Raw genomic sequence first — 22,019 nt, 5'->3', positions numbered from 1 at the left:
GGTGAGAAAAAATGTTTCGCACTTTTCGAGGCGGCCTCCTGATTGGATTGGCGGTCGCAATCGCGGTCGCCGCTGCCGCCATTACCTACGAGCGCTATGACACCAAGACCCTGAAGCGGACCATTCGTCGCGGCGATGTGCTGTGCGGCGTCAACAAGGGCCTGCCCGGCTTCTCGATTCCGGACGACAAGGGCAACTGGACCGGCTTCGACGTGGATTTCTGCCGCGCGGTCGCAGCGGCGATCTTCGACGATCCCGGGAAGACGAAGTTCGTTCCGCTCGACGCCAACGAGCGCTTCAAGGAGCTGCAGAGCCGGAAAGTGGACATTCTGTCGCGCAACTCGACATGGAGCATGTCGCGTGAGACGTCGTACGATCTTTATTTCCCGGCGGTCGCCTATTACGACGGCGAGGGATTCATGCTGCCGGCGAGCCGCAAGATCGATTCCGCGCTCGATTTGAACAACAGCAAGGTCTGCGTCCAGGATGGAACGACGACGCGGCTCAACCTTGCGGACTATTTCCGTGCCAACAACATGAAATACGAGGAAGTGAAGTTCGCCCAACTGGACGAAGTCGTCAAAGCCTACAACGAAGGCAAGTGCGACACCTTCACCGCCGACGTCTCCCAGCTTTATGCGCTGCGGCTCAACCTCGCCAAGCCGAACGATCACGTCATCCTGCCCGACGTCATCTCCAAGGAGCCGCTCGCGCCCGTGGTGCGCCAGCGCGACGACGACTGGATGATGATCGTGAAGTGGACGCTGTATGCGATGATCAACGCCGAGGAGCTCGGCATCACCTCGAAGAACATCGACGAGGCGCTGAAGTCGAAGAAGCCGGACGTGATGCGCCTGGTCGGCACCGAAGGCGCCTACGGCGAGGAGCTCGGCCTGCCGAAGGACTGGGCCGCACGCATCATTCGCCACGTCGGCAATTACGGCGAAGTCTACGAGCGCAACGTCGGCGCCGAATCCAAGCTGAAGATTCCGCGCGGCCTCAACCAGCTCTGGAGCGCCGGCGGCATCCAGTACGCCCCGCCGATCCGGTGACGGCCGATAAGGCCGTCATTCCGGGGCGCGCTTAGCGCGAACCTAAGATGTGCAATTGCACATCGGGGAATCTCGAGATTCCCCGGTGCGCAATTGCGCACCTGAGGTCTGGTCCTTCGGACCATCCCGGAATGACGGCTTAAAGCACTCAATAACTCTTCATCCGCGCCAATTGATCGGCGTGGAAATTGGCGTCACCGAACAACTCCTGGCAGACCCGCGCGCGCTTCATGAAGAAGCCGATGTCGAACTGGTCGGTCATGCCCATGCCGCCATGCATCTGCACGCCCTCCTGCACGGCCTGCGTCGCCGTCGCGCCGGCGCGCGCCTTGGCGACAGCCACTGCAGCGGCGGCATTGGCAAAGTCGCCGTCGAGCGTCTGCAGCGCCTTAAGGACCGCGGCGCGGGTGATCTCGATCTCGATATAGAGCTGAGCAGCGCGGTGCTGCAGCGCCTGGAATTCGCCGATCAATTTGCCGAACTGCTTGCGTTCCTTGAGATAGGTGACGGTGCGGCCGAACACTTCCTCGCTTAAGCCAACCATTTCGGAAGCCACCGCGCCGCGGCCGATGTTGAGCACGCCGTCCAGCAAACCATGGCCCTGATCGACCTCGCCGAGCACGCCGTCGGCGTTGACCTCGACGTTATCGAATACAATGCGCGCCGCGTTGTGCGAATCGACCATCGCGGTGCGCTCGGTCGCGATGCCTTTTGTCTTGGGATCGACCAGAAACAGCGTCAGTCCCTCGCGTTCTCCGGCTTTGCCGGCGCTGCGCGCCGCCACGATCAAGAGATCGGCGACATGGCCATCGACCACGAAGGCCTTGTCGCCCGAGAGCCTGAAGCCGTTGCCGGAACGAACGGCCTGCAATCTGGTTTGCAGCGGGCGATGCTTGGCGCCCTCGTCGATCGCCAGCGCCGCCAGCAGCGAGCCGTCGGATATCTTCGGCAGATACTGCGACTTCTGCGCATCGCTGCCGCCGCGCGACAGCGCCGACGCGGCGAGCACCGCGGTTGACAAAAACGGCGACGGCATCAGGGTGCGGCCGATTTCCTCCATCACGATGCCGGCCTCGACGCAGCCGAGCCCGCTGCCGCCGAAATTCTCCGGCACCAGCAGGCCGGAAAACCCCATCTCGGCGAACGCCTTCCACAGCTCGCGGGAAAACCCCGTGGCGTCCTTGGCGTCGCGCAGCTGCCGCAGATGCGACACCGGCGCCTTGTCGCTGATGAGCCCGCGCGCGCTGTCGCGCAGCATCGATTGTTCTTCGTTGAGGACGAGTGCCATGAGGGATTCCAGTTCAGGAGTTTCTATGATTGTCATTCCGGGGCGACGCGAAGCGTCGAACCCGGAATCTCGAGGTTCCGGGTTCGCGTCTTCGACGCGCCCCGGAACGACGGGCAGCCCTAAGCCCCCGGCAGATCGAGAATGCGTTTGGCGACGATGCCGAGCATCACCTCGCTCGTGCCGCCCTCGATCGAATTGGCCTTGGTGCGCAGCCAGGCGCGCGGTCTCGCGCCGCCCCTGGAGCGCTCGCTTTCCCATTCCAGCGCGTCGACGCCGCCCGCCGACATCAGGATCTCGTGGCGGCGCTTGTTGAGCTCGGTGCCGTAATATTTCATGGCGGAAGAAAACGCCGGATGCGCTTGCCCGGCCTTGGCGAGATCGACCGCGCGCTCGGCGGCAGCGGCCAGCGCCGCCTCGTCGATCTCGAAGGTCGCGATCTGCCCGCGCAGCATCGCATCCTCCAGCCGGCCCTGCTCGTCGCTGCCGACCGAATCGGTGGCGACCTGGCCGAGCGGCCTTCCGACGCCGCGCTCGCCCATGCCGGAGATCATCGCGCGCTCGTGCTGCAGCAGATATTTGGCGACGTCCCAGCCGCGATTGACGGTGCCGACCACGTGAGACTTCGGCACCCGCACATTGTCGAAGAAGGTTTCGCAGAACGGCGAATAGCCGGAGATCAGCAGGATCGGCTTGGTCGATACTCCCTTCGAGGTCATGTCGAACAGAATGAAGCTGATGCCGTCATGCTTCTTCGCCGTGGGGTCGGTGCGCACCAGGCAGAAGATCCAGTCGGCATAATTGGCGTAGGAGGTCCAGATCTTCTGGCCGTTGATGACGTAGTCGTCGCCGTCGCTCTCGGCGCGGGTCTGCAGGGAGGCGAGATCCGATCCGGCGTTCGGCTCGGAATAGCCCTGGCACCAGCGGATCAGGCCGGCGGTGATCTTCGGCAGATGCTCCTTCTTCTGCGCGTCGGTGCCGTATTTCAGCAGCGCCGGTCCCAACATGGAAATGCCGAACGAAACCAGCGGCTGCCGCGCGCCGATCGCCGCCATTTCCTGGCGCACGATCTTTGTCTGCTCCGCATCGAGACCCCCGCCGCCATATTCCGTCGGCCAATGCGGCACGGTCCAGCCCTTGTCGCGCATCCGCTCGAACCAGACGCGCTGCGGCTCGGAGGAAAATTTGGCGTTGCGGCCGCCCCAGAACGTATCGGCCTCCGAGGTCATCGGCCGCCGCATCTCCGGCGGACAATTGGCCTCCAGCCAGGCGCGGGTTTCGCGGCGAAATTTTTCCAGATCGGACATGATGGCGTTTCCATATGGGAATGTTGGATCGACCTTAGCCGTCGCCTCGCGGAATTCAATATGTCTGAGGGCCGCGCCATGCGGCCGGCGCGGTGGTCACCGGCGGCGATCGGGTGTATTCGCAAAGCGCGTAACGGTTGAAAAACAAGAGGAAACGGACATGCGGCTGAAGTTGCTTTCGCCTGGCGAAATGAGCCCCGCACAAAAAGAAACCTATGACGAGTCGATCGCCGGCAAACGCGGCGCCCCGCCGGCGCCGATGATGGCCTGGCTCAACAGTCCGGAAATGGCCAGGCATGCCACGCGGCTGGGCGAGGTGCTGCGCTTCGACACGATGTTTCCGGCGAGACTGTCGGAGATCGCGATCCTGGTCACGGCGCGACACTGGACCGCGCATTACGAATGGTATGCGCACAAGCGGCTCGCACTGAAAGGCGGCATGGATCCTGGGATCATCGACGACATCCGCAACCGCCGCACGCCGACATTCGACGATCCCAAGGGCCAGATGATCTATGACGTCGCCAAGTCGCTGCACGAAGGCCGCGGCGTTTCGCAGGCGCTGTATGACGAGGCGGTCAAAGTCCTCACCGTCCGCGGCGTGACCGAGATCATCGGGCTGTGCGGCTATTACACGATGGTGTCGATGACGCTGAACACATTCGAATTCGAACTGCCGGCGGGAGAAGTGTCGGAGCTTGCATAGGCGATGCGCGGATGGGGTAGCGGACCCCGGAGCCCCATCTACATGAGCTTGCGCCACCCGCGGATCATGATCAGTACCGCCGCCGCAAGCTCCAGTCCGATGCAGCCGTAGAACGGCAGCGCGTAGCTGCCGGAGGCGTCGCGCAAGAGGCCGATCACGCCGGGGCCGAACGCGTAGGTGATCTGGTTGATCGCCGTGATCAGGCTGATCAGGACGCCGAACGAACGCGGGTCGAATTCGCGCTGCACGATCAGCGCCGGCAGCGTGATCAGGTTGCCGACCGAGAAGCCGAACAGCGCGCAGGATCCGATCAACGCGATGTCGTTCCGTACATTGATGATGATCGCGAGCGCCACGGCCTGGCTGACGAACGAGATCGCCGAGGCCAGCCGCTGGTTGAGCCGGTCGATCACGAAGGAGAACAGCACCCGGCCGACCACCGCCATCGCGGTCATCAGCGCAACCGCGAACGCCGCGCGTTCCCGCCCCACCACCGAATCCAGGAACGAGATCAGGTGGACGATGAAGCCGACCTGCGCGAACAGCACCAGCGCGAAGGAGGCCGAGACCGAGAGGAAGCCGACGTCGCGCAAGGCTTGCGCCCGCACCTGCGTCGCCGACGGCGCATCCGCCCGGGCCGCTGCGATTGCGGGACTCGGGTGCAGCGGCGGCCGTCCGACGAAGACGAGAATGACGGGAACCATCAGCACGACCATCGCAATCGCGGCAACCACCATCGCGCCGGGAAATCCGAAACTGCCGATCGCGGCCACCAGCAGCGGCACGCCAGCGATGCCGCCGAAGCTGGCGCCATTCAGCGCCAGGCTGATCGCCATGCCGCGCTTCCTGTCGAACCAGAGCCCGAGCGTGTTGGTGATGATGCCGAGGCTGGTGCCGGCCCAGCCGAATGCCAGCACCGCATTGGCGGCATAGAGCTGCCAGGGTTTTGTCACTTGGCCGATCAGGACCGCGGCCGCGGCAAGTGCAAAAATCCCCGCGAGCAGGCAGTTGCGCGGACCGACGGACCGGATCGCCTCGCTGACGAAGACAACCAGCAGCGCGCCGAACAGATAAAAGAAGGTGGTACCGCCTGAGATCAGCGACGCCGGCCAGCCGTGCAGCCGATGCAGCTCGGCGACATAGACGCTCTGGCCATAGAAGCCGAGCCCCCAGCCGAACGTCGCCACCAGAAAGCAGACCGCGACGATCCGCCAGCCCTCGTAGCGCGCCGAGGTTTCGTCGATGGATGTTTGCTCGGGAGCGTTCAATGCCCGTCTCTCGTTTCCGTCATGGCCGGGCTCGTCCCGGCCATCAACGTCTTGATGCTTGCTGGGAAGAAAGACGTGGATGCCCGGCATGAGGCCGGGCATGACGACAACAACTAGCAGATCGGCAAGACCAAGGCTTCGATCGCCGACGAAGTGTCAGCAGTTGTCATCAGGTCTTCGGTTTCGACGGATCGTAGAAGAACCGCTCGCGGAAAATCCTGTCGCCGCGCCACTGCTGCAACGCGACCTCGTCGACCCGGAGCACTTTTCCGGACTTGTCGGTCAGCTCGAAGATCCAGTGGATGGCGACGTTGTCGCCTTCGACGACCGACGATACCGCCTTGGAATAGACGTGCGACATCCGCGCCAGCACGCCGCGCTCGTGGCCGACCAGCAGGTCGCGGCCGACGCGCGGCGGCGCGGCGTTTTCCTGGATGCTGGCGTCCTCGGTATAATAGCGCTCGATGGCGCCGGCATGGTCGCCGGATTCAACCACCGCAATGAATTCATCGACACGGGCACGCGACGGCATGAAACCTCCAACGCTTTCCGGCCAGCAAAGGCAATAGCCGGTCAAATACCCGGATCGGGAAGTCCCGGCACGGTCCGCGGCCTTCGCCGCCTGACGAACGATGCGAAGGCCAGCACCGCCAATCCCAGCAGCACCGGCGGAAACACCACCATGTTGACCGCAGACCAGCCGTAATTCGCCAGCAACTGGCCCGATGCAAACGATCCCACCGCCATCATCCCGAACACCAGGAAATCGTTGAACGCCTGAACCTTGTTGCGCTCCTGCGGCCGGTGCGTCTCCAGCACCAGCGCGGAGGCGCCGACGAAGGAGAGGTTCCAGCCGACGCCGAGCACGATCAGCGTGACCCAGAAATGCATCGCGGTGATGCCGGACAACCCGATCGCCGAAGCGGCGCCTTCCAGTATCAGCCCGACCGCGACGATCTTCGGCGCGCCGAAGCGCGCGATCAGCGAGCCGGTAAAGAAGCTCGGCCCGTACATCGCGACGATATGCCATTGAATGCCGAAATTGGAATCGCTGACGCTCAACCCGCACATCTGCATCGCCAGCGGCGCCGAGGTCATCACCAGATTCATCATGGGATAGGAGACGATGCCGCAAAGGGCCGCGGCGATGAACCGCGGCTGCCGCGCGATCTCCAGCAAGGGCCGGCCGCCATGCAGATCGGACGAGGCCGGCTTCGGCGCATCGACGCCCGCCAGGATCGCCATTGCCACCAGCGCCACCGCCGCCTGCACCATGAAGCTGAAGGCGAACAGATAGGGCGGCCAGATATCCATCGTCCACTGCACGAGCTGCGGGCCGAGCACGCCGGCGAACACGCCGCCGGCCATCACCCACGACACCGCCTTGGGACGAAACGCAGCACTGGCGCCGTCGGCGGCGGCAAAGCGGTAGGACTGCGACACCGCGCCGTAGAGGCCGCCGAGGAAAGTGGCGAGGCAGAACAGCGCGAACGAGCCGCGCAGGATGGCGAAGGCGCCGAGCAGGCCGGTCAGCATGCCGCAGCCGGTGCCGATGATGAAGGCTGTGCGGCGGCCATAGGCCCGCGAGATCGCGCCGGTCGGCAAGGTGCCGGCCGCGAGCCCGACCACATACATCGAGAGCGGCACGGTCGCGAGCGAGATATCGGGCGCCAGCGTTGCGCCGACGATCGAGCCGGTGGCGAAGATGACAGCCGAATTGGCCCCGGTCAGCGCCTGCGCCGCCGCCAGCCGCGCCACGTTGGATCGCGCGCGGGCGTCATCGGCAATTTCCTCGGCTGCAGTTACGTCGATCATCCGGAATTTCCGCCTTCATGCGGCCGGATCGATTCCGGCGTCATTAATTTCCGTTACTATGGAGGGGGGCGTCCGCTCAATCAACCGATGCAAACGGGCGCACGCTATGCATCGTTGCTCAGGCTTTCGCGCGCCCGAACGCCAGCACCAGATTATTGGCGGGCATCTCGGCGATTTCGATCAGGGCGAGGCCGACGCTTGCCGCCAGCTTTTCCAGGTCGCCGAGATCGCGCACGCCCCATTCGGCATTGCCTTCGCGAAGACTGGTGTCGAATATGGCATTGCTGAGCGCGGTGTGTTTGCCGCCACGCTTGAACGGGCCGTAGAGCAACAGCCATCCGTCCTCTCGAAGGTAGCGCGCCGCCCCTGCGAACAGTCCCTCGGCCACCCGCCACGGCGCGATGTGGATCACATTGGCGCAGAACACCGCGAGTAATTTTCCCGGCCCGCGTCCGTCGTGCAACTCGGGGCACCAGTCGGGATCGGATAAATCGATCCGCAGCGGCGGGCGGATATTCGCCAACGCCGCATGCGCCCGCCACGCGGCAATGCTTTTCAGATGCTGCTCGTTGAAATCGCTCGGCCACCACACGATGTCGGGAAAATGCCGGGCGAAATCCACCACATGCTGGCCGGTGCCGCTGCCGGCCTCCAGCACGTCGCCGGATTTCCCGGCGAGGAACCGCTGCAACACGGTGCGAATCGCCTGATGATTGCGGTGAAACGCCGCCGCGTCGAGCCGGCCGTCCGGCTCGACCGGCCGGCCATCCCTGCCGAATTCCACGACATACTCAGCCATATCGCTTCACGCCTTGATCCAAACCGGTCCGGATCAAGGCTTATCAGCTTTGAACTGGGATTGCTCCAGTTCCAGGAAAATCCGGTAGGCATTGCCGCGATTGTTGCTGGCAAAGGCCGGCATGTCCCGGTATTTCGACCAGTCCGTCTGGCTGTAGGCGGCGTCGAAATCGGTCCAGTTTTGCACGGCCGCGGCCATCGTTTTGCGTAGATATTGAATGTAATCCCGGGTGAAGGCGATGGCCTGCTTCGCCCCGGTCGACGGACTGCCGTGACCGGGAATGATGAATTTCGGGTCGAGTTTTTCGACTTCGCCGAGCGCATCCAGCCATTGCGCGGTGGAGACGTCGTCGCTGTTCATGAAGGGGATGCGGCTGTTCTGCACGATATCGCCGGCGAACAGCACGCCGTCCGGTTCGACCATCATCATCATGTCGCTGGAGGAATGCGCCGGCCCGGCAAACAGCAGCGTCAGCCGCCGGTCGCCGAGCACGATCGTCATGCGCTCCCTGAAAGCAATGTCCGGCGGCACCACGCGGGTATTGCCGTCGACCCAGGGAAACAGCGCGCCGCGCCGCTGATCGAGACGCTGGCTCGCCTTCTCGTCGGCGATCCCTTCATTGTCCTTGTATTCGCCGGAGCGTTCCTGCGCGATGATCAGCGCATCGGTATGATCGCGGAACGCCTGCAGTCCATAGATGTGATCGGCGTGATAGTGGCTCGTGACCACGTAGCGGATTTTCTTGTCCGTGAGTTTGCGGATTTGCTGCAGCAGCGCCCATCCGAGACTCGGGGTTCCCAGCGCGTCGAACACCACGACACCGTCGGAGGTGACGACAAATCCGGCATTGGAGGTGTTGCCTTCATTGTCCTTGCCGGGAATGCCGGGATTGCCGGTCGAGTACCAGACCGGCTTGCCCGGCACCTGATCGAGCTTCAGCGGGAGAGTGATCGGCGGATAGGGCGGCGCGGTCTGCGCGCCTGAGGCCGAGACCATGCATGCGGCGATCCACGCCGCTGCCAACAGCCGTTTCATTTGATGGTCCCGCAGAAGATCTCCTTGAGCACCTGCAGCACGCGCAGCGCCCGCTTGTCGACGACGCTGTAGTGCAGCGTCTGCGACGTCCGGCGGAACGTCACCAGCCCGTCGGCGCGCAGCCGCGCCAGATGCTGCGACAGCGCGGACTGGCTTAGCTTCGCCACATCGACCAGTTCCCCCACCGTCATCTCACCGCGCGCGGCGAGAAAACAGAGGATCAACAGCCGCTTTTCATTGCCCAGCAGCTTCAACAGCCGCGACGCCTCGCCGGCCTGTTTTGCCAGCATTTTCAATGCCGCCACATCGGCAGCATTGATCCCGCCGGACTTATTTCTTGCGGCAACCGCAACTGCTCTCATGACTTGATGTCCCGATCAGGTAGAGTGCGTATGGGAACTCCATATATCACACTACTGCGCTTTCCATTGTTTAGCATTGACTAAATTAGCGCATGTCGATAGGTCTGGGGAAACGATAAAGCTGCGGCCGTAGAGCCGCGAGGTGAGGAGGAAACGTGCGGCCATCCTTGGGACGCGGCATGCCTGCGGTATCGAAGCAAGCGGATTCACCCGATCCGCGGCTCGCCCGGCGTTCATTTCTCGGCATGGGCGCGGCGCTGACCGGCGGCCTCGCGCTCGGCGCCAGGCCCGGCCAGGCGGAACCCGCATCGGCTTCCCCGCCCGCGGACGCGCCATGGTCGCAATCAATCGGGGCCGGCGTGGTCGACCGGCCGTATGGCCGGCCCGCCGACACCGAGGCCGGCGTCATCCGGCGCAACGTGCCCTGGCTCACCGCCGGAACCGAATCCTCCATCAGTTTTTCTCCGCTGCAGAATCTGCACGGCATCATCACGCCGAACGGCCTGTTTTTCGAGCGCTATCATGCAGGCCGGCCGGACGTCGATCCTGATCAGCACCGGCTGATGATCCATGGCCTGGTCGAACGGCCGTTGATCCTGACCATGCAGGACATCGTGCGCTTCCCGTCGGTGTCGCGCATCCATTTCATCGAATGCCCGGCCAACGGCGGCATGGAGTGGCGCGCGGCGCAGCTGAATTCGCTGCAGTTCAACCATGGCATGATCTCCTGCGCGGAATGGACCGGGGTGCGGCTCTCGACCCTGCTGGAAGAGGTCGGCGTCAAGAAAGAGGCGAAGTGGGCCATGGTCGAAGGCGCCGACGGCGCGCATATGAACCGCAGCCTGCCGCTCAACAAATGCCTGGACGATTGCCTGGTGGTCTACGCGCAGAACGGCGAGGCGCTGCGGCCCGAGCAGGGTTACCCGTTGCGGCTGGTGGTGCCGGGCTGGGAGGGCAATGTCAGCATCAAATGGCTGCGCCGGATCAAGCTCGGCGACAAACCCTGGCATTCCCGCGAGGAAACTTCGAAATACACCGACCTGTTGCCTGACGGCACCAGCCGCGGATTCACCTGGCTGATCGACGCCAAGTCCGTGATCACCTTCCCGTGCCCGGAAAAGCCGCTTAGCGGACCCGGCCTCTATGAAATCCGGGGCCTGGCGTGGACCGGCAACGGCAAGGTCAAGCGGGTCGACGTTTCCGTGGATGGCGGCGTCAACTGGCAGACCGCGCGGCTGCACGAGCCGGTGCTGTCGAAGGCGCTGACCAAATTCACGCTGCCGTGGCGCTGGGATGGCACGCCGGCGCTGCTCGAATCCCGCGTCATCGACGAGACCGGCTATGTCCAGCCGACGATTGCGCAACTGCGAAAGAGCCGCGGGATGAATTCGGTCTATCACAACAATTCGATCCAGACCTGGCAGGTCAAGCCTGACGGAAGCGTGTTCGATGTCCAGCTCGGTTAAGCGCTTCCTGCTGCTCGGCGCCGCCGCCATGATCGCCGCCACGGCGGCGGGCGCGGCGGAAACCGGCCATTTCGGTTACGGCAAGCCAGCCTCGCCGGCGGAGATCGCCGGCTGGAACATCGATGTGCGCGGCGAGGATGGCGCCGGCCTGCCGCCGGGAAGCGGCAGCGTCAACAAGGGCGCCGACGTGTTTTCCGAGCAATGCGCCGCATGCCACGGTACTTTCGGCGAAGGCGAAGGCCGCTTTCCCAAGCTGGTCGGCGGCAAGGGGACATTGAAGGACGACCGGCCGGAACTGACGGTGGGCAGCTACTGGCCGTTCGCGCCGACGCTGTGGGACTACATCAACCGCGCCATGCCGATGCCCGCACCGCACACATTGTCAGCCGATGACGTTTATGCTTTGACCGCCTATATTCTGAACCTGAACGACATCGTTCCAGGCGAATTCGTTGCCGACCGGGACAGCCTGCCCAAAGTCAAGATGCCCAATCGCGACAGTTTTATCTGGACCGACCCAAGACCTGATACGATGGCCAAGCCGTGCATGAGCGCATGTGCCAACCCTGCGGACGTCAAGATCTCGTCCACGGCGGAAGGCAGAGATCTCACGCCGCGCACGACCGGACCGCTCGACACGATGCAACCCAAGTGAACCAGCCCAAGTGAACTAGCCCAAGTGATGCAACCCAAACAACGCAAACGGGAAACGCGCCCTTGAAGATCACATATCCGAGGAAGTCCGTCCTGATGCCGGCCTGTGCGTTGGCATTGCTGTTCGGCACGCTCGCATCTTCGCTTCCCGCGGCCGCCCAGTCGGCGGTGGCGGAGGGGCAGAAACTGGCATTCGACCGCAGCAAGGGCAATTGCCTGACCTGCCACGTCATCAAGGGCGGCGATCTTCCCGGCACCATCGGGCCGGCCCTGACCGACATCAAGAGCAAGTATCCCGACCGTAACGATCTCGTCGCCATCGTTTACGACGAAACCAAGCGTAACCCGCTGACCGTGATGCCTCCGTTCGGACGAAACCGGATTTTGACCGACAAGGAGATCAACGCGGTCGTGGACTTCCTGCAGACACTATGATCGCTGCATCGCAGCCGCGCGCGACCCAAGGAGACTTCGAATGACAAAGACGAACGATGGATTTGCGCTTCCCCGGCGCGTGATCCTGCAAGGCGTGGCATCGGTCGCGCTGGTCGGCCTCGGCAAGCTTGCGCTCGGCGTTGCGCCTGCCTTCGCCGCCAACGACAAATATCCGGAGGAGGCCTTCAAGCAGAAGAGCGTCGATGACGCGATCAAGCTGCTGTACGGCAAGACCGCCGAGAAATCGGACAAGGTGAAGCTCGACGCGCCCGAGATCGCCGAGAACGGCGCGGTGGTGCCGATTGCGGCGAGTTCGACGTTCGCCGACGTGACATCGATCTCGTTTCTGGTCGCCGAGAATCCGAACGCGCTGGTGGCGTCGTACAAGATCCCCGCAGGGACCGTGCCGAGCGTCGCCAATCGCATCAAGATGGCCAAGACCAGCAATGTGATCGTCGTCGTGGAAGCCGGCGGCAAGCTCTACAGCGCCACCAAGGAAGTCAAAGTCACCGTCGGCGGCTGCGGCGGTTAACGAGACACACAGGGAACATTCTCATGGCATCGACCATTCGCGTACGCGCCACCTCGTCAGGCGAGACCACCGAAGTCCAGGCGCTGATCCAGCACCCGATGGATTCCGGCTTCGTCAAGAACGCCAAGGGCGAGATCATTCCGCCGCACTTCATCCAGCAACTGACCTTCGAATATGACGGCAAGGCCGTGTTCGCCGCGAACTGGGGCGGCGGCGTTTCCAAGGACCCCTACGTCAAGTTCGCCTTCAAGGGCGGCAAGAAGGGCGACGAGCTGAAGATCAGCTGGATCGACAGCAAGGGCGCGACCGATACGACCACGGCGAAGATCCAGTAACGGCTCTTTTGTTTCGACGCGTTTTCTTCACGCGAACCGGTACCCACTTCGCTTGAAAACGCCAATGGTGGAGAAGTGAACGTGCGACCTGCGATCCATTTTGCCTCGGCCGCTCTCGCGTTGGCAGCGCTGACGTTTGCCGCCGCGCCCGCCGCCGTCGCCGCCGACACCCCCAATCCGGTGGCCGACGCCAAGGCGTTCAAGAAATACTTCACCGACAAGTTCCCCAAGGTGAAGCTGGAAGACTTCGTCAACGGTCCCTACTCGATGGATGAGGGCCTGCACAGGCAGTGGCAAGAGAAGGAACAATTCCCGCCTTACGAGTTTGCGCTCGAAAAGGGCAAGGAGATGTTCTCCAAACCGTTCAAGAACGGCAAGAGCTACGAAGACTGCTTCCCCAACAAGGGCATCGGCATCCGGCAGAACTATCCCTATTTCGACGAGAAGGAAGGCAAGGTCGTCACGCTCGAGCTGGCGCTGAACCGCTGCCGCGAGGCCAATGGCGAGCCGCCGTTCTCCTATGTGAAGGACGAGATGGCCGCGCTGACCGCCTATATGGCGTTCACCTCGCGCGGCAAGCCGTTCGACATCAAGATCCCGAACGATCCGCGCGCGCTACAGGCCTACCAGGCCGGCAAGGAATATTTCTACACGCGGCGCGGCCAGCTCAACTTCTCCTGCGCGACCTGCCATGTGCAGAGCGGCGGCGAGCGGATTCGCGCCGAGGTGCTGGCGCCCGCGCTCGGCATTCTCAATGCGATGCCGATCTATCGTTCCGAATGGAGCGGCATGGGCACCACCAGCCGGCGGTTCACCACCTGCAACAGCCAGATCCGCGGCGTGCCGCTCAGTCCGCAGGACGATGAATACCGCAATGTCGAATACTACCTGTCCTATGTCAGCAACGGGTTGCCGATATCCGGTCCGGGAGCGCGGCCATGAGCAACACGATGCTGAAATCCATCCTGACCGCCGCCCTGCTGATGTCAGGCGCATCATCCGCGCTCGCCGCATCCGAGGCCGACTACAAGGCGGCCTTTGCCGCCGCAGAAGCCGCCAACAAGGAAGCCGCCGGCTTGCGCAATCAATGGACCACGACGGCAGCGACGCTCAACGCCGCAAAGAAGGCCGCCGAGGCCGGCGACTTCGACAAGGCCGTCGCGTCGGCGAAGGAAGCCGAGGCGCTGGCCAAAGCTTCGGTCTTCCAGGCCACCAGCGAGAAGACGCGCTGGAAAGATATGGAAATTCGCTGAGCCTTTCGAAGGTTGACCGCAAGGGCAGCCTATTTGCAACCATCATTGCGAGCGCAGCGAAGCAATCCAGAAGTCTCACCGGGAGAACAACTGGATTGCTTCGTCGCGGAACCGGTCATCGGGCGCGCATTCGCGCTACCCGTTGGCTCCTCGCAATGACGAGGTGAGGGCTCCAGTTCTGTTGACAGGAATAGACATCGCATGACCATCCGCCGCCGGGATTTTCTTGCTCTTGCGGGCGCAGCCGCGCTTGCGGGCGGGCTGCCGCGATTGGCGCGCAGCGCCGAAGGTGCCGCAAACTACGATCTCGAGCGCTTCGGCAATGCGCGCATCCTGCACATGACCGACACCCATGCGCAGCTGCTGCCGCTGTATTTTCGCGAACCGAGCGTCAATCTCGGGATCGGCGCGATGGCCGGAAAACCGCCGCATCTGGTCGGCCGCGCCTTTCTCGACCGCTTCGGCATCAAGCCTGACAGCGCCGACGCTTACGCCTTCACTTTTCTCGATTTCGAGAAGGCAGCCGTTCGATTCGGCAAGCTCGGCGGCTTCGCACATCTGAAGACGCTGATCGATCGCCTGCGCAGCGACGTCGGCCCGGGCCGCTCGCTGCTGCTTGACGGCGGCGATCTGTGGCAGGGCTCGGGCCTTTCCAACACCATGCAGGGCGCCGACATGGTCGAGGCCGCCAATCTGCTCGGCATCGAGGCCATGACCGGCCACTGGGAATTCACCTATGGCGAAAAGGCGCTGCGCAGCAACCTCGATCGCTTCAAGGGCGAATTCCTGGCGCAGAACGTCTTCCTCACCGAGGAAGCCGCCTTCAACGACGCCAAGGCGTTCGATCCGGCCTCGGGGCGGGTGTTCAAGCCGGCCACCATCAGGGAGATCGGCGGCAGCCGCGTCGCCGTGATCGGGCAGGCATTTCCCTATGTGCCGATCGCGCACCCGAAGCGGTTCACACCGGACTGGAAGTTCGGCATCCGCGACGCCGAACTGCAGAAGCTGGTCGATAGCTTGCGCAACACCGACAAGGTCGACGCCGTGGTGCTGTTGTCGCATAACGGCATGGATGTCGATCTCAAGCTGGCGAGCCGCGTCACCGGCATCGACGTCATCCTCGGCGGCCACACCCACGACGCCGTTCCGCAGCCGATCCCGGTGACCAATGCCGGCGGCACGACGCTCGTGACCAATGCCGGCTCCAGCGGAAAATTCCTTGGCGTGCTCGATCTCGATATCGCCAAGGGCAAAGTCGCCGGCGTGCGCTACCGGCTGCTGCCGGTGTTTTCGGAGCTGCTGAAGCCGGATCCGGCGATGCAGTCGCTGATCGCGAAGATGCGCGAGCCGCACGCCGCCGCTTACGCCGCGAAGGTCGCGACATCGGATCGCTTGCTCTATCGCCGCGGCAATTTTGGCGGCACCGTGGACCAGTTGATCTGCGATGCGCTGCTCGCCGAGTTCGACGCCGAGATCGCGCTGTCGCCGGGCTTCCGCTGGGGCAACAGCGTGCTGCCGGGCCAGCCGGTGACCATGGAAGACGTGCTGTCGGAAACCGCCATTGCCTACCCCGAGACCTACGCGCTGAGCATGACCGGCGGCCAGATCAAGGACATCCTCGAAGACGTCTGCGACAATCTCTTCAACGTCGATCCCTATTATCAGCAGGGCGGCGACATGGTTCGCGTCGGCGGCCTCGCCTATTCCTGCGCTCCGACCGAGAGCGTCGGTCGCCGGATTTCCGACCTGAAACTCGGCAACGGCAAGCCGCTCGAGGCCGGCAAGAGCTACAAGGTGGCGGGATGGGCTTCCGTCAACGAGCAGCAGGGCGTGCCGGTGTGGGATGTATTCGCAAAACATCTGCGCTCGGGGAAAACGTCGACCCAGCGCGGCACCGGCGTCACCCTGAAGGGCGTTGAAGGCAATCCAGGCATTACGGAACAGGGATGAGAACTATCCCGGCACATGGACGATCGATCGCTCGCGCCTTCGGTTTTGCCGTGATCGCGGCAACGTTCGCGTCGCTCGCCCGCGCGGAGCAGGCGCCGCTGCCGGACAAGCCGTTCGCCGAGCATCGAATCGTACTGCAGCTTTCGGACAATGATCCGAAGAAGCAGGGCCTCGTCATCAGCGTCGCCAATAACCTTCTGAAACTCTACGATCCCGACAAGGTCGCGGTCGAAGTGGTGACGTTCGGCCCCGGCATCGAATTGCTGTCCCCCGGCAACAGCAACCGCAAACTGGTCGAGAGCCTGGTCGCGCAGGGCGTGCGCTTCGATGTCTGCCTGAATACCGTGGATTCGGTCGAGCGCGACACCGGCAAACGGCCGGAATTCATCGCCGCCGCGACGCCGGTACAGGTCGGCGTCGGGCAAATCCTGTCGCTCACCGAGAACGGCTATACCTTGGTTCGGCCTTAGAGGAGTTTTGTGATGCGCGGCTTCCTTCACCGTCTGGCCACCGTGGCCTTCATGTCGCTGGCGCTGGCCTCGGCCGGCTCCGCGGCCGAGGAGAAAAAACCGCATCGCCTCGCGATCCAGGTCGACCAGAACGATCCGCAGGTCATGAACCTCGCGCTGAACAACGCCACCAACGTGATCGAATATTATCGCGGCAAGGGCGAAGACGTCGATGTCGACATCGTCACCTATGGGCCCGGCCTCCATATGCTGCGGGCCGACACCTCACCGGTGCAGGACCGCATCAAGCGCCTCAAGGAGCTGGCCTTTCCCGGCAAGATCCAGTTTTCGGCCTGCAACAACACCAAGCAGGGCATGGAGAAGGCCGAAGGCAAGGCGGTTTCCATCCTGTCCGACGCCACCATCGTCCCTTCGGGCGTGGTTCAGTTGATGGAGCTGCAGGAGCAGGGCTGGAGCTATATCCGGCCGTGACGATGAAGCACGCAAGACCTGAAAGACCGAAGCTGCGATATCCAGCCATGATCGGCGCGATGATGCTTGCGCTCGGCGTGGCGCCGGCCGCGGCGGGCGACGATGCGCTGGTGGTCTATAAATCGCTGTCGCCGGAAGTGGCGCTGGAAGCGGCGCAGGCGGCGCTGAGGAAGTGCCGCGACAACGGCTTTCAGGTCGCGGTCGCGGTGGTGGACCGCTTCGGCCAGCCGCAAGTGATGCTGCGCGACCGCTATGCCGGGCTGCCCGCGCCCGATACCGCCACCCGCAAGGCCTATACGTCCCTGAGTTTCCGCGCCTCCACCACTGATCTTTCGAAGTCGATCAAATCCGGTCAGCTGGACCCCGGCCTGGCCCGCTTGCCGAATGTCGCCATGCTCGGCGGCGGGCTGATGATCGAGGCCGCCGGAACGCTGCTCGGCGGCATCGGCGTCTCCGGCGCGCCCGGCGGCGACAAGGACGACGAATGCGCCAAGGCGGGGATCGATGCTATCCGCGACAAGCTCGATTTCTGATATGATGCCGAACCACAACGGTAACAGGCGACCATGATCTTTCGGCAATTGTTCGACAGCGTTTCGGGCACCTACAGCTACCTGCTGGCCAGCCGCGCCGGCGGCGAGGCGCTGATCCTCGACCCCGTGCTGGAGAAGGTCGATCGCTATTGCCAATTGCTCAGGGAGCTCGATCTCCGGCTGGTCAAGGCGGTCGATACCCATCTGCACGCCGACCACGTCACCGGGCTAGGCGAGCTGCGCGACCGCACCCACTGCGTCACCATCATGGGCGAGCAGAGCAAGGCCGACGTGGTGGCGATGCGGGTCAGTGACGGCGACAAGGTGATGATCGAGGGCCTCGGCCTCGATGTGATGTACACGCCCGGCCATACCGACGATTCCTACAGCTTCCTGATGCGCGACCGCGTCTTCACCGGCGATACGCTCCTGATCCGCGGCACCGGCCGCACCGATTTCCAGAACGGCAGCGCGCGGGCGCAATACGATTCCATTTTCAACCGGCTGCTCAAGCTGCCCGACGAGACGATGGTATTCCCCGCCCATGACTACAAGGGCGATACCGTCTCGACTATCGGCGAGGAAAAGCGCTTCAATCCGCGGCTGCAGGTGCGCTCGGTCGATGAATACATCGAGCTGATGGGCAATCTGAAATTGCCCAACCCGAAATTGATGGACGTGGCGGTGCCGGCCAACATGCATGTCGGCCTGCATCAGGACGATCTGGCCAAACAGGGGCAATCGCTCACCGCGCGCGAGGGAATCGACAGCCTCGGCCGGCCAGACATCCTTCTGGTCGATCTCCGCGAAACCAGCGAACGCGCCAAGCATGGCACCCTGCCGGGCGCGCTGCACGCGCCCTATCCCGGCATCGGCGAAGCCTTGAGGCCCGGCGGCATGCTGCGCGAGGTGGCGGCGGCGACCGGACGCCGCATCGTGTTCTTCTGCGCCTTCGGCGAACGTTCCGCGATGGCTGTGACTGCGGCCAAGGAAGCGGGCCTCGCCAACACCGCGCACATCGCCGGCGGCATCGACGCCTGGAAGAAGGCCGGCGGCCCGGTGCTGACGGGGTGACCGTCATTGCGAGGAGCGAAGCGACGAAGCAATCCAGCTTTCTTCAAGTGAAGCTGGATTGCTTCGCTTCGCTCGCAATGACGATTTGAAACCCTTACTTCCCCACCCGCCTCAACTCCTTGACCAGCACGTCCAGTGCCTCCGCCAGCATCACGCCGCCGCATTCGGTCAGCCGTTCCGGGATGACGATGCGATTGGCGGTCGGATAGAACCGCTCGAGCGCCGGGTGCAGCAGGAAGGCCTGGCCGTCATCGCGCGCGACGTCGCCGGCCTGCGACACCAGCAGCAGATCTGGCTTCAGCTTCACGATTTCCTCGAGCGAGGCGAATCCGCCAGATGCAAAACCGAGTTCGCGGGCGGTGTTGAACAGCCCGGTCTCGGCCAGGAGCGAGCCGACAAAGCTGTCGCTGCCCGCCACCCAGCCGCGCCGCGACAGCGGCAGCACCCGGTAATGCCTGTCGGCGACGGCCTGCCGCGCGCGCGCGAGCGCCGCATCGAGCCGGGCGACCTGTTGCGCGGCGCGATCGGGATGTCCGGCAATGGCGCCGAGCTCGCGAATCTGGGCCTTCACCTCGGCGAGATTGCGCGGCACGGCAAGCTCGGCGAGATGCAGCCCGTTCGCCTTCAACAGTTCCCGCGTCGAGCGCTTGTCGAACAGGCTGGCGACCACCACGTCGGGCTTCAGCACCAGCACATCCTCGGCGCCTCCGGACAGCGTCGGATAACGGTTGACGTCGCCGGCCACCCAGGCATCCCTGGAAAACCGGCTAAGGCCGAGGATCTGGTCGGGATCGGCGAGCGTCAGCAGCGCCTGATCGGTGCAGACGTTCATCGATACGATGCGTGGGCCCACGGCGGACGCGGGCGGCGCAGCGCCGAACGTCGCCAACGCAGCGATGGCGACCGCAGCAGCCAGCGATCCGGGGCGCTCCGGCATCAGATTTCCGCCCACGGCACGATCACGGCCTCGTGCCGGTATTCCGCGCGATAGGCGCTGATCCTGAACACATCGGCCATCACCTGTTCCGACAGCGCCACGGCGGGCGCGCCTTGCGCGACGAGGCGACCCTCGCACAGCACCAGGACATGATCGGCGAACCGCGCGGCAAGCCCGAGATCGTGCGTCACCACGATCACCAGCACGCCGCGATCGGCAGCGGCGCGGAGGCCTTTCATGACGTCGAACTGGTGACGCGGATCGAGCGAGGCGGTCGGCTCGTCGGCCAGGATCACCGGCGCTTCCACCGCAAGCACGCGCGCCAGCGCAACGCGGCTGCGTTCGCCGCCGGACAGCTCGGTGACGCGACGATCGCTGAAGGCAACGACGTCGGCGGCCTGCATCGCCCGCTGCACCGCCTCGACATCCCCGGGGCTCAGCCGCGCCGGGTCGGTCGCACCATGCGGATAGCGGCCGAGCGCCACGATATCGCGTGCCGGCAGCGGCCAGTGCACGATGTGGCCCTGCGGCAGATAGCCGAAGCGCCGGGCGCGCTCGCGCAGCGAGAGCGACGACAAGGCCTCGCCGCCGATGTGGATGGCGCCGTCCGACGGCAGCAGCCCCGCCAATGCGCGCAACAGCGTGGTCTTGCCGGCGCCGTTCGGTCCGACCAGCGCGACCAGATGCCCCGGCGATAGCGACAGCGAGATATCGTTGAGCACGGCGCGGCCGGCCAGCCGGACGTTCACACCCTGCGCGGTGAGAAAGGCGGAAGCGGTCATGTGACGCCTCCGCCGAGCGCGCGGCGTTCGCGCATGATCAGATAGAGGAAGAACGGCACGCCGATGATCGAGGTCAATACGCCGACCTTGATGTCGCTGGTCGATGGAATGATGCGCACCGCGATATCGGCGGCCAGCAGCAGCGCAGCTCCGGTGAGCGCGCTTGGAACCAGCAGCCGCGCCGGATCGTGGCCGATCAGGGGCCGCATCAGATGCGGCGCGACCAGGCCGATGAAGCCGATGGTGCCTGACACCGCGACCGCGCCGCCGACGCCGAGCGCAACGCCGGCAATGACCACCAGCCGCAGCCGGCCAACATCGACGCCGAGGCTTTGGGCGGTCTCCTCGCCGAGGCTGAGCGCGCGGAAGGCGCTGCGCTGGCTCATCAGGATGATCGCGCCAGCGACGATGAACGGCAGCGCCAGTGCAACATGCTGAAAACTGCGATCCTCCAGCGAGCCGAGCAGCCAGAACGCGATTTCCAGCACCACGAAGGGATTGCTGGACAGGTTCATCACCAATGCGGTCGCGGCTCCCGCAAGGCTCGAGATCGCAAGGCCCGCCAGAATCAGGATCAAGAGGCCGGCGTTGCGGCCGGCGATCGCGAGCAGCACGAAAACGGAAGCGAATGCCGCAAAAATCGCCGCGACCGGGAGCGCGTAGGAGCGCACGTCGGCAAGCCCGAGCGCGATCACCAGCACCGCGCCGAAGGCCGCCGACTGCGGCCCGCCGAACAACGACGGCGAGGCCAGGGGATTGCGCAGCAATCCCTGCAATGCAGCGCCGGACAGTCCGAGTATCGCGCCGATCGCGAATCCCAAAATCGTACGCGGCAGCCGGATCTCGCGCACGATCACCTGCGCCACGTCGCTGCCGCCGCCGAACAGCGCCTCGGCCACGGCCGGTGGCGACAGCCACACCGGCCCGGTCCCGAGCGAGATCAGCACCAGCAGCACGACCAGCATCACGAGCGCGGCCATCACGCCGGCGCGCCGCCGCGCCGCGATGTCCGCCATCGCCATGACGTTCTGAATGCTCATCAATTCATTCCCGGGGCGGCAAGCCGTGCCGCTTTCCCATGCTCTTACAACGATTGAGGTCGGGCACAAGCGGGGCCGCGAACAAAATGCGTACCCGATCCCGCGCAGGCGGTGGCCCGAACGATGAGCATTGACTCCTCGCCCGGCAAACTTCTAGATGTCCGCGACGGTTCCCTCGTTTGGGGATCAAAAGGGAATGCGGTGCGGGGAAACTTCCCCAATGCCGCGGCTGCCCCCGCAACTGTAAGCGGTGAATCTTTCGTCCTATGCCACTGGGAATCTCGGTCCTGGGAAGGCGACGAAGGGTTACGACCCGCGAGCCAGGAGACCTGCCGTCAATCGTGGTCACACGCGAAGATGTCGGTCGGGGAGTACAGACATTAGCTTCACCAGAAGTGCTTGAAGCACAAAGGTGAGACTTCGTTCGCTGTGACGTGCCACTGACGTCATACCGAGGT

At 64.1% G+C, this 22,019-nt stretch carries 25 protein-coding genes and 1 riboswitch; of the genes, 14 read left to right on the top strand and 11 right to left on the bottom strand.

Going from position 1 to position 22,019, the window contains the following annotated elements; all coding sequences use genetic code 11:
• The first annotated feature begins 11 nt into the window (after nucleotides 1–11).
• Nucleotides 12–1,052, top strand: coding sequence for an amino acid ABC transporter substrate-binding protein (locus tag KMZ29_RS03255; protein ID WP_215622429.1), 1,041 nt, complete (start codon nucleotides 12–14; stop codon nucleotides 1,050–1,052).
• A gap of 148 nt (nucleotides 1,053–1,200) precedes the next feature.
• Here the strand turns inward: KMZ29_RS03255 and KMZ29_RS03250 are convergent, their stop codons facing one another.
• Both KMZ29_RS03250 and KMZ29_RS03245 read right to left on the bottom strand, forming a co-directional pair.
• The gene (locus KMZ29_RS03250; RefSeq protein WP_215622428.1) at nucleotides 1,201–2,340 is read right to left on the bottom strand and encodes an acyl-CoA dehydrogenase family protein; all 1,140 of its coding nucleotides are present in this window, start codon (nucleotides 2,338–2,340) and stop codon (nucleotides 1,201–1,203) included.
• A 119-nt stretch (nucleotides 2,341–2,459) separates the two neighbouring features.
• Nucleotides 2,460–3,644: an acyl-CoA dehydrogenase family protein gene (locus KMZ29_RS03245; RefSeq protein WP_215622427.1), complete on the bottom strand. Its 1,185-nt coding sequence runs from the start codon at nucleotides 3,642–3,644 to the stop codon at nucleotides 2,460–2,462.
• Between the two features lie 160 nt (nucleotides 3,645–3,804).
• Between KMZ29_RS03245 and KMZ29_RS03240 the strand changes: the two genes are divergently transcribed.
• Nucleotides 3,805–4,350 (top strand): carboxymuconolactone decarboxylase family protein, encoded by a 546-nt coding sequence (locus tag KMZ29_RS03240; protein ID WP_215622426.1) that lies wholly within the window; start codon nucleotides 3,805–3,807, stop codon nucleotides 4,348–4,350.
• A gap of 38 nt (nucleotides 4,351–4,388) precedes the next feature.
• Here KMZ29_RS03240 and KMZ29_RS03235 read toward each other — a convergent pair whose 3' ends face one another.
• The 6 genes from KMZ29_RS03235 to KMZ29_RS03210 form a co-directional block, all read right to left on the bottom strand.
• On the bottom strand, nucleotides 4,389–5,618 hold the full coding sequence (locus KMZ29_RS03235) for an MFS transporter (RefSeq protein WP_249779815.1): 1,230 nt from the start codon (nucleotides 5,616–5,618) through the stop codon (nucleotides 4,389–4,391).
• A 169-nt stretch (nucleotides 5,619–5,787) separates the two neighbouring features.
• Entirely contained in the window at nucleotides 5,788–6,150 is a 363-nt protein-coding gene (locus KMZ29_RS03230; RefSeq protein WP_215622425.1) for a nuclear transport factor 2 family protein, read from the bottom strand.
• 41 nt (nucleotides 6,151–6,191) lie between these two features.
• Entirely contained in the window at nucleotides 6,192–7,433 is a 1,242-nt protein-coding gene (locus tag KMZ29_RS03225; RefSeq protein WP_215622424.1) for an MFS transporter, read from the bottom strand.
• 118 nt (nucleotides 7,434–7,551) lie between these two features.
• On the bottom strand, nucleotides 7,552–8,232 hold the full coding sequence (locus KMZ29_RS03220) for a DUF938 domain-containing protein (protein WP_215622423.1): 681 nt from the start codon (nucleotides 8,230–8,232) through the stop codon (nucleotides 7,552–7,554).
• A gap of 33 nt (nucleotides 8,233–8,265) precedes the next feature.
• Nucleotides 8,266–9,267, bottom strand: coding sequence for an MBL fold metallo-hydrolase (locus KMZ29_RS03215; RefSeq protein WP_215622422.1), 1,002 nt, complete (start codon nucleotides 9,265–9,267; stop codon nucleotides 8,266–8,268).
• Complete coding sequence (locus tag KMZ29_RS03210) at nucleotides 9,264–9,557, bottom strand: ArsR/SmtB family transcription factor (RefSeq protein WP_215624119.1); 294 nt, start codon at nucleotides 9,555–9,557, stop codon at nucleotides 9,264–9,266. The genes KMZ29_RS03215 and KMZ29_RS03210 overlap by 4 nt, the downstream gene beginning before the upstream one ends.
• 251 nt (nucleotides 9,558–9,808) lie before the next feature.
• Here KMZ29_RS03210 and soxC point away from each other — a divergent pair, with 251 nt between their 5' ends.
• From soxC to KMZ29_RS03150, 12 genes are all read left to right on the top strand, one after another.
• Complete coding sequence (gene soxC, locus KMZ29_RS03205) at nucleotides 9,809–11,095, top strand: sulfite dehydrogenase (protein ID WP_215622421.1); 1,287 nt, start codon at nucleotides 9,809–9,811, stop codon at nucleotides 11,093–11,095.
• Nucleotides 11,079–11,750 (top strand): c-type cytochrome, encoded by a 672-nt coding sequence (locus KMZ29_RS03200; protein WP_215622420.1) that lies wholly within the window; start codon nucleotides 11,079–11,081, stop codon nucleotides 11,748–11,750. The genes soxC and KMZ29_RS03200 overlap by 17 nt, the downstream gene beginning before the upstream one ends.
• 95 nt (nucleotides 11,751–11,845) lie before the next feature.
• Nucleotides 11,846–12,184: a sulfur oxidation c-type cytochrome SoxX gene (soxX, locus tag KMZ29_RS03195; protein WP_215624118.1), complete on the top strand. Its 339-nt coding sequence runs from the start codon at nucleotides 11,846–11,848 to the stop codon at nucleotides 12,182–12,184.
• A gap of 40 nt (nucleotides 12,185–12,224) precedes the next feature.
• Nucleotides 12,225–12,716, top strand: coding sequence for a thiosulfate oxidation carrier protein SoxY (gene soxY, locus KMZ29_RS03190; RefSeq protein ID WP_215622419.1), 492 nt, complete (start codon nucleotides 12,225–12,227; stop codon nucleotides 12,714–12,716).
• 23 nt (nucleotides 12,717–12,739) lie between these two features.
• Nucleotides 12,740–13,051 (top strand): thiosulfate oxidation carrier complex protein SoxZ, encoded by a 312-nt coding sequence (gene soxZ, locus KMZ29_RS03185; RefSeq protein WP_215622418.1) that lies wholly within the window; start codon nucleotides 12,740–12,742, stop codon nucleotides 13,049–13,051.
• A 93-nt stretch (nucleotides 13,052–13,144) separates the two neighbouring features.
• A complete protein-coding gene (gene soxA, locus KMZ29_RS03180; protein ID WP_369810110.1) occupies nucleotides 13,145–13,993 on the top strand; it encodes a sulfur oxidation c-type cytochrome SoxA in 849 nt (282 codons plus the stop codon).
• The gene (locus KMZ29_RS03175; RefSeq protein ID WP_369810070.1) at nucleotides 13,990–14,304 is read left to right on the top strand and encodes a hypothetical protein; all 315 of its coding nucleotides are present in this window, start codon (nucleotides 13,990–13,992) and stop codon (nucleotides 14,302–14,304) included. The genes soxA and KMZ29_RS03175 overlap by 4 nt, the downstream gene beginning before the upstream one ends.
• Nucleotides 14,305–14,505: 201 nt before the next feature.
• Nucleotides 14,506–16,254, top strand: coding sequence for a thiosulfohydrolase SoxB (gene soxB, locus KMZ29_RS03170; protein WP_215622383.1), 1,749 nt, complete (start codon nucleotides 14,506–14,508; stop codon nucleotides 16,252–16,254).
• The gene (locus KMZ29_RS03165; protein WP_249779813.1) at nucleotides 16,251–16,724 is read left to right on the top strand and encodes a DsrE family protein; all 474 of its coding nucleotides are present in this window, start codon (nucleotides 16,251–16,253) and stop codon (nucleotides 16,722–16,724) included. The genes soxB and KMZ29_RS03165 overlap by 4 nt, the downstream gene beginning before the upstream one ends.
• Before the next feature lie 12 nt (nucleotides 16,725–16,736).
• Nucleotides 16,737–17,195 carry a DsrE family protein gene (locus tag KMZ29_RS03160; RefSeq protein ID WP_215622382.1) on the top strand — a complete coding sequence of 153 codons (459 nt, stop codon included), beginning with the start codon at nucleotides 16,737–16,739 and terminating at the stop codon, nucleotides 17,193–17,195.
• 47 nt (nucleotides 17,196–17,242) lie between these two features.
• Nucleotides 17,243–17,728, top strand: coding sequence for a GlcG/HbpS family heme-binding protein (locus KMZ29_RS03155; RefSeq protein ID WP_215622381.1), 486 nt, complete (start codon nucleotides 17,243–17,245; stop codon nucleotides 17,726–17,728).
• Between the two features lie 33 nt (nucleotides 17,729–17,761).
• Nucleotides 17,762–18,802, top strand: a complete 1,041-nt coding sequence (locus tag KMZ29_RS03150; RefSeq protein WP_215622380.1) for an MBL fold metallo-hydrolase — start codon at nucleotides 17,762–17,764, stop codon at nucleotides 18,800–18,802.
• Nucleotides 18,803–18,896: 94 nt separating this feature from the next.
• Here KMZ29_RS03150 and KMZ29_RS03145 read toward each other — a convergent pair whose 3' ends face one another.
• From KMZ29_RS03145 to KMZ29_RS03135, 3 genes are read right to left on the bottom strand one after another with little or no spacing between them, the layout of a single operon-like run.
• Entirely contained in the window at nucleotides 18,897–19,739 is an 843-nt protein-coding gene (locus tag KMZ29_RS03145) for an ABC transporter substrate-binding protein (protein WP_215622379.1), read from the bottom strand.
• Nucleotides 19,739–20,521: an ABC transporter ATP-binding protein gene (locus KMZ29_RS03140; protein WP_215622378.1), complete on the bottom strand. Its 783-nt coding sequence runs from the start codon at nucleotides 20,519–20,521 to the stop codon at nucleotides 19,739–19,741. Before KMZ29_RS03140 ends, KMZ29_RS03145 begins: the two co-directional genes overlap by 1 nt.
• Nucleotides 20,518–21,543 (bottom strand): FecCD family ABC transporter permease, encoded by a 1,026-nt coding sequence (locus KMZ29_RS03135; protein WP_369810108.1) that lies wholly within the window; start codon nucleotides 21,541–21,543, stop codon nucleotides 20,518–20,520. The genes KMZ29_RS03140 and KMZ29_RS03135 overlap by 4 nt, the downstream gene beginning before the upstream one ends.
• Nucleotides 21,544–21,711: 168 nt before the next feature.
• Nucleotides 21,712–21,912, top strand: a riboswitch (cobalamin riboswitch).
• The last annotated feature ends 107 nt before the right edge of the window (nucleotides 21,913–22,019 follow it).

The organism is Bradyrhizobium sediminis (assembly GCF_018736085.1).
Classification (GTDB): domain Bacteria; phylum Pseudomonadota; class Alphaproteobacteria; order Rhizobiales; family Xanthobacteraceae; genus Bradyrhizobium; species Bradyrhizobium sediminis.
Note: the sequence above shows the minus strand (reverse complement) of the source record. Positions and strands in the feature narration are given on the sequence as shown.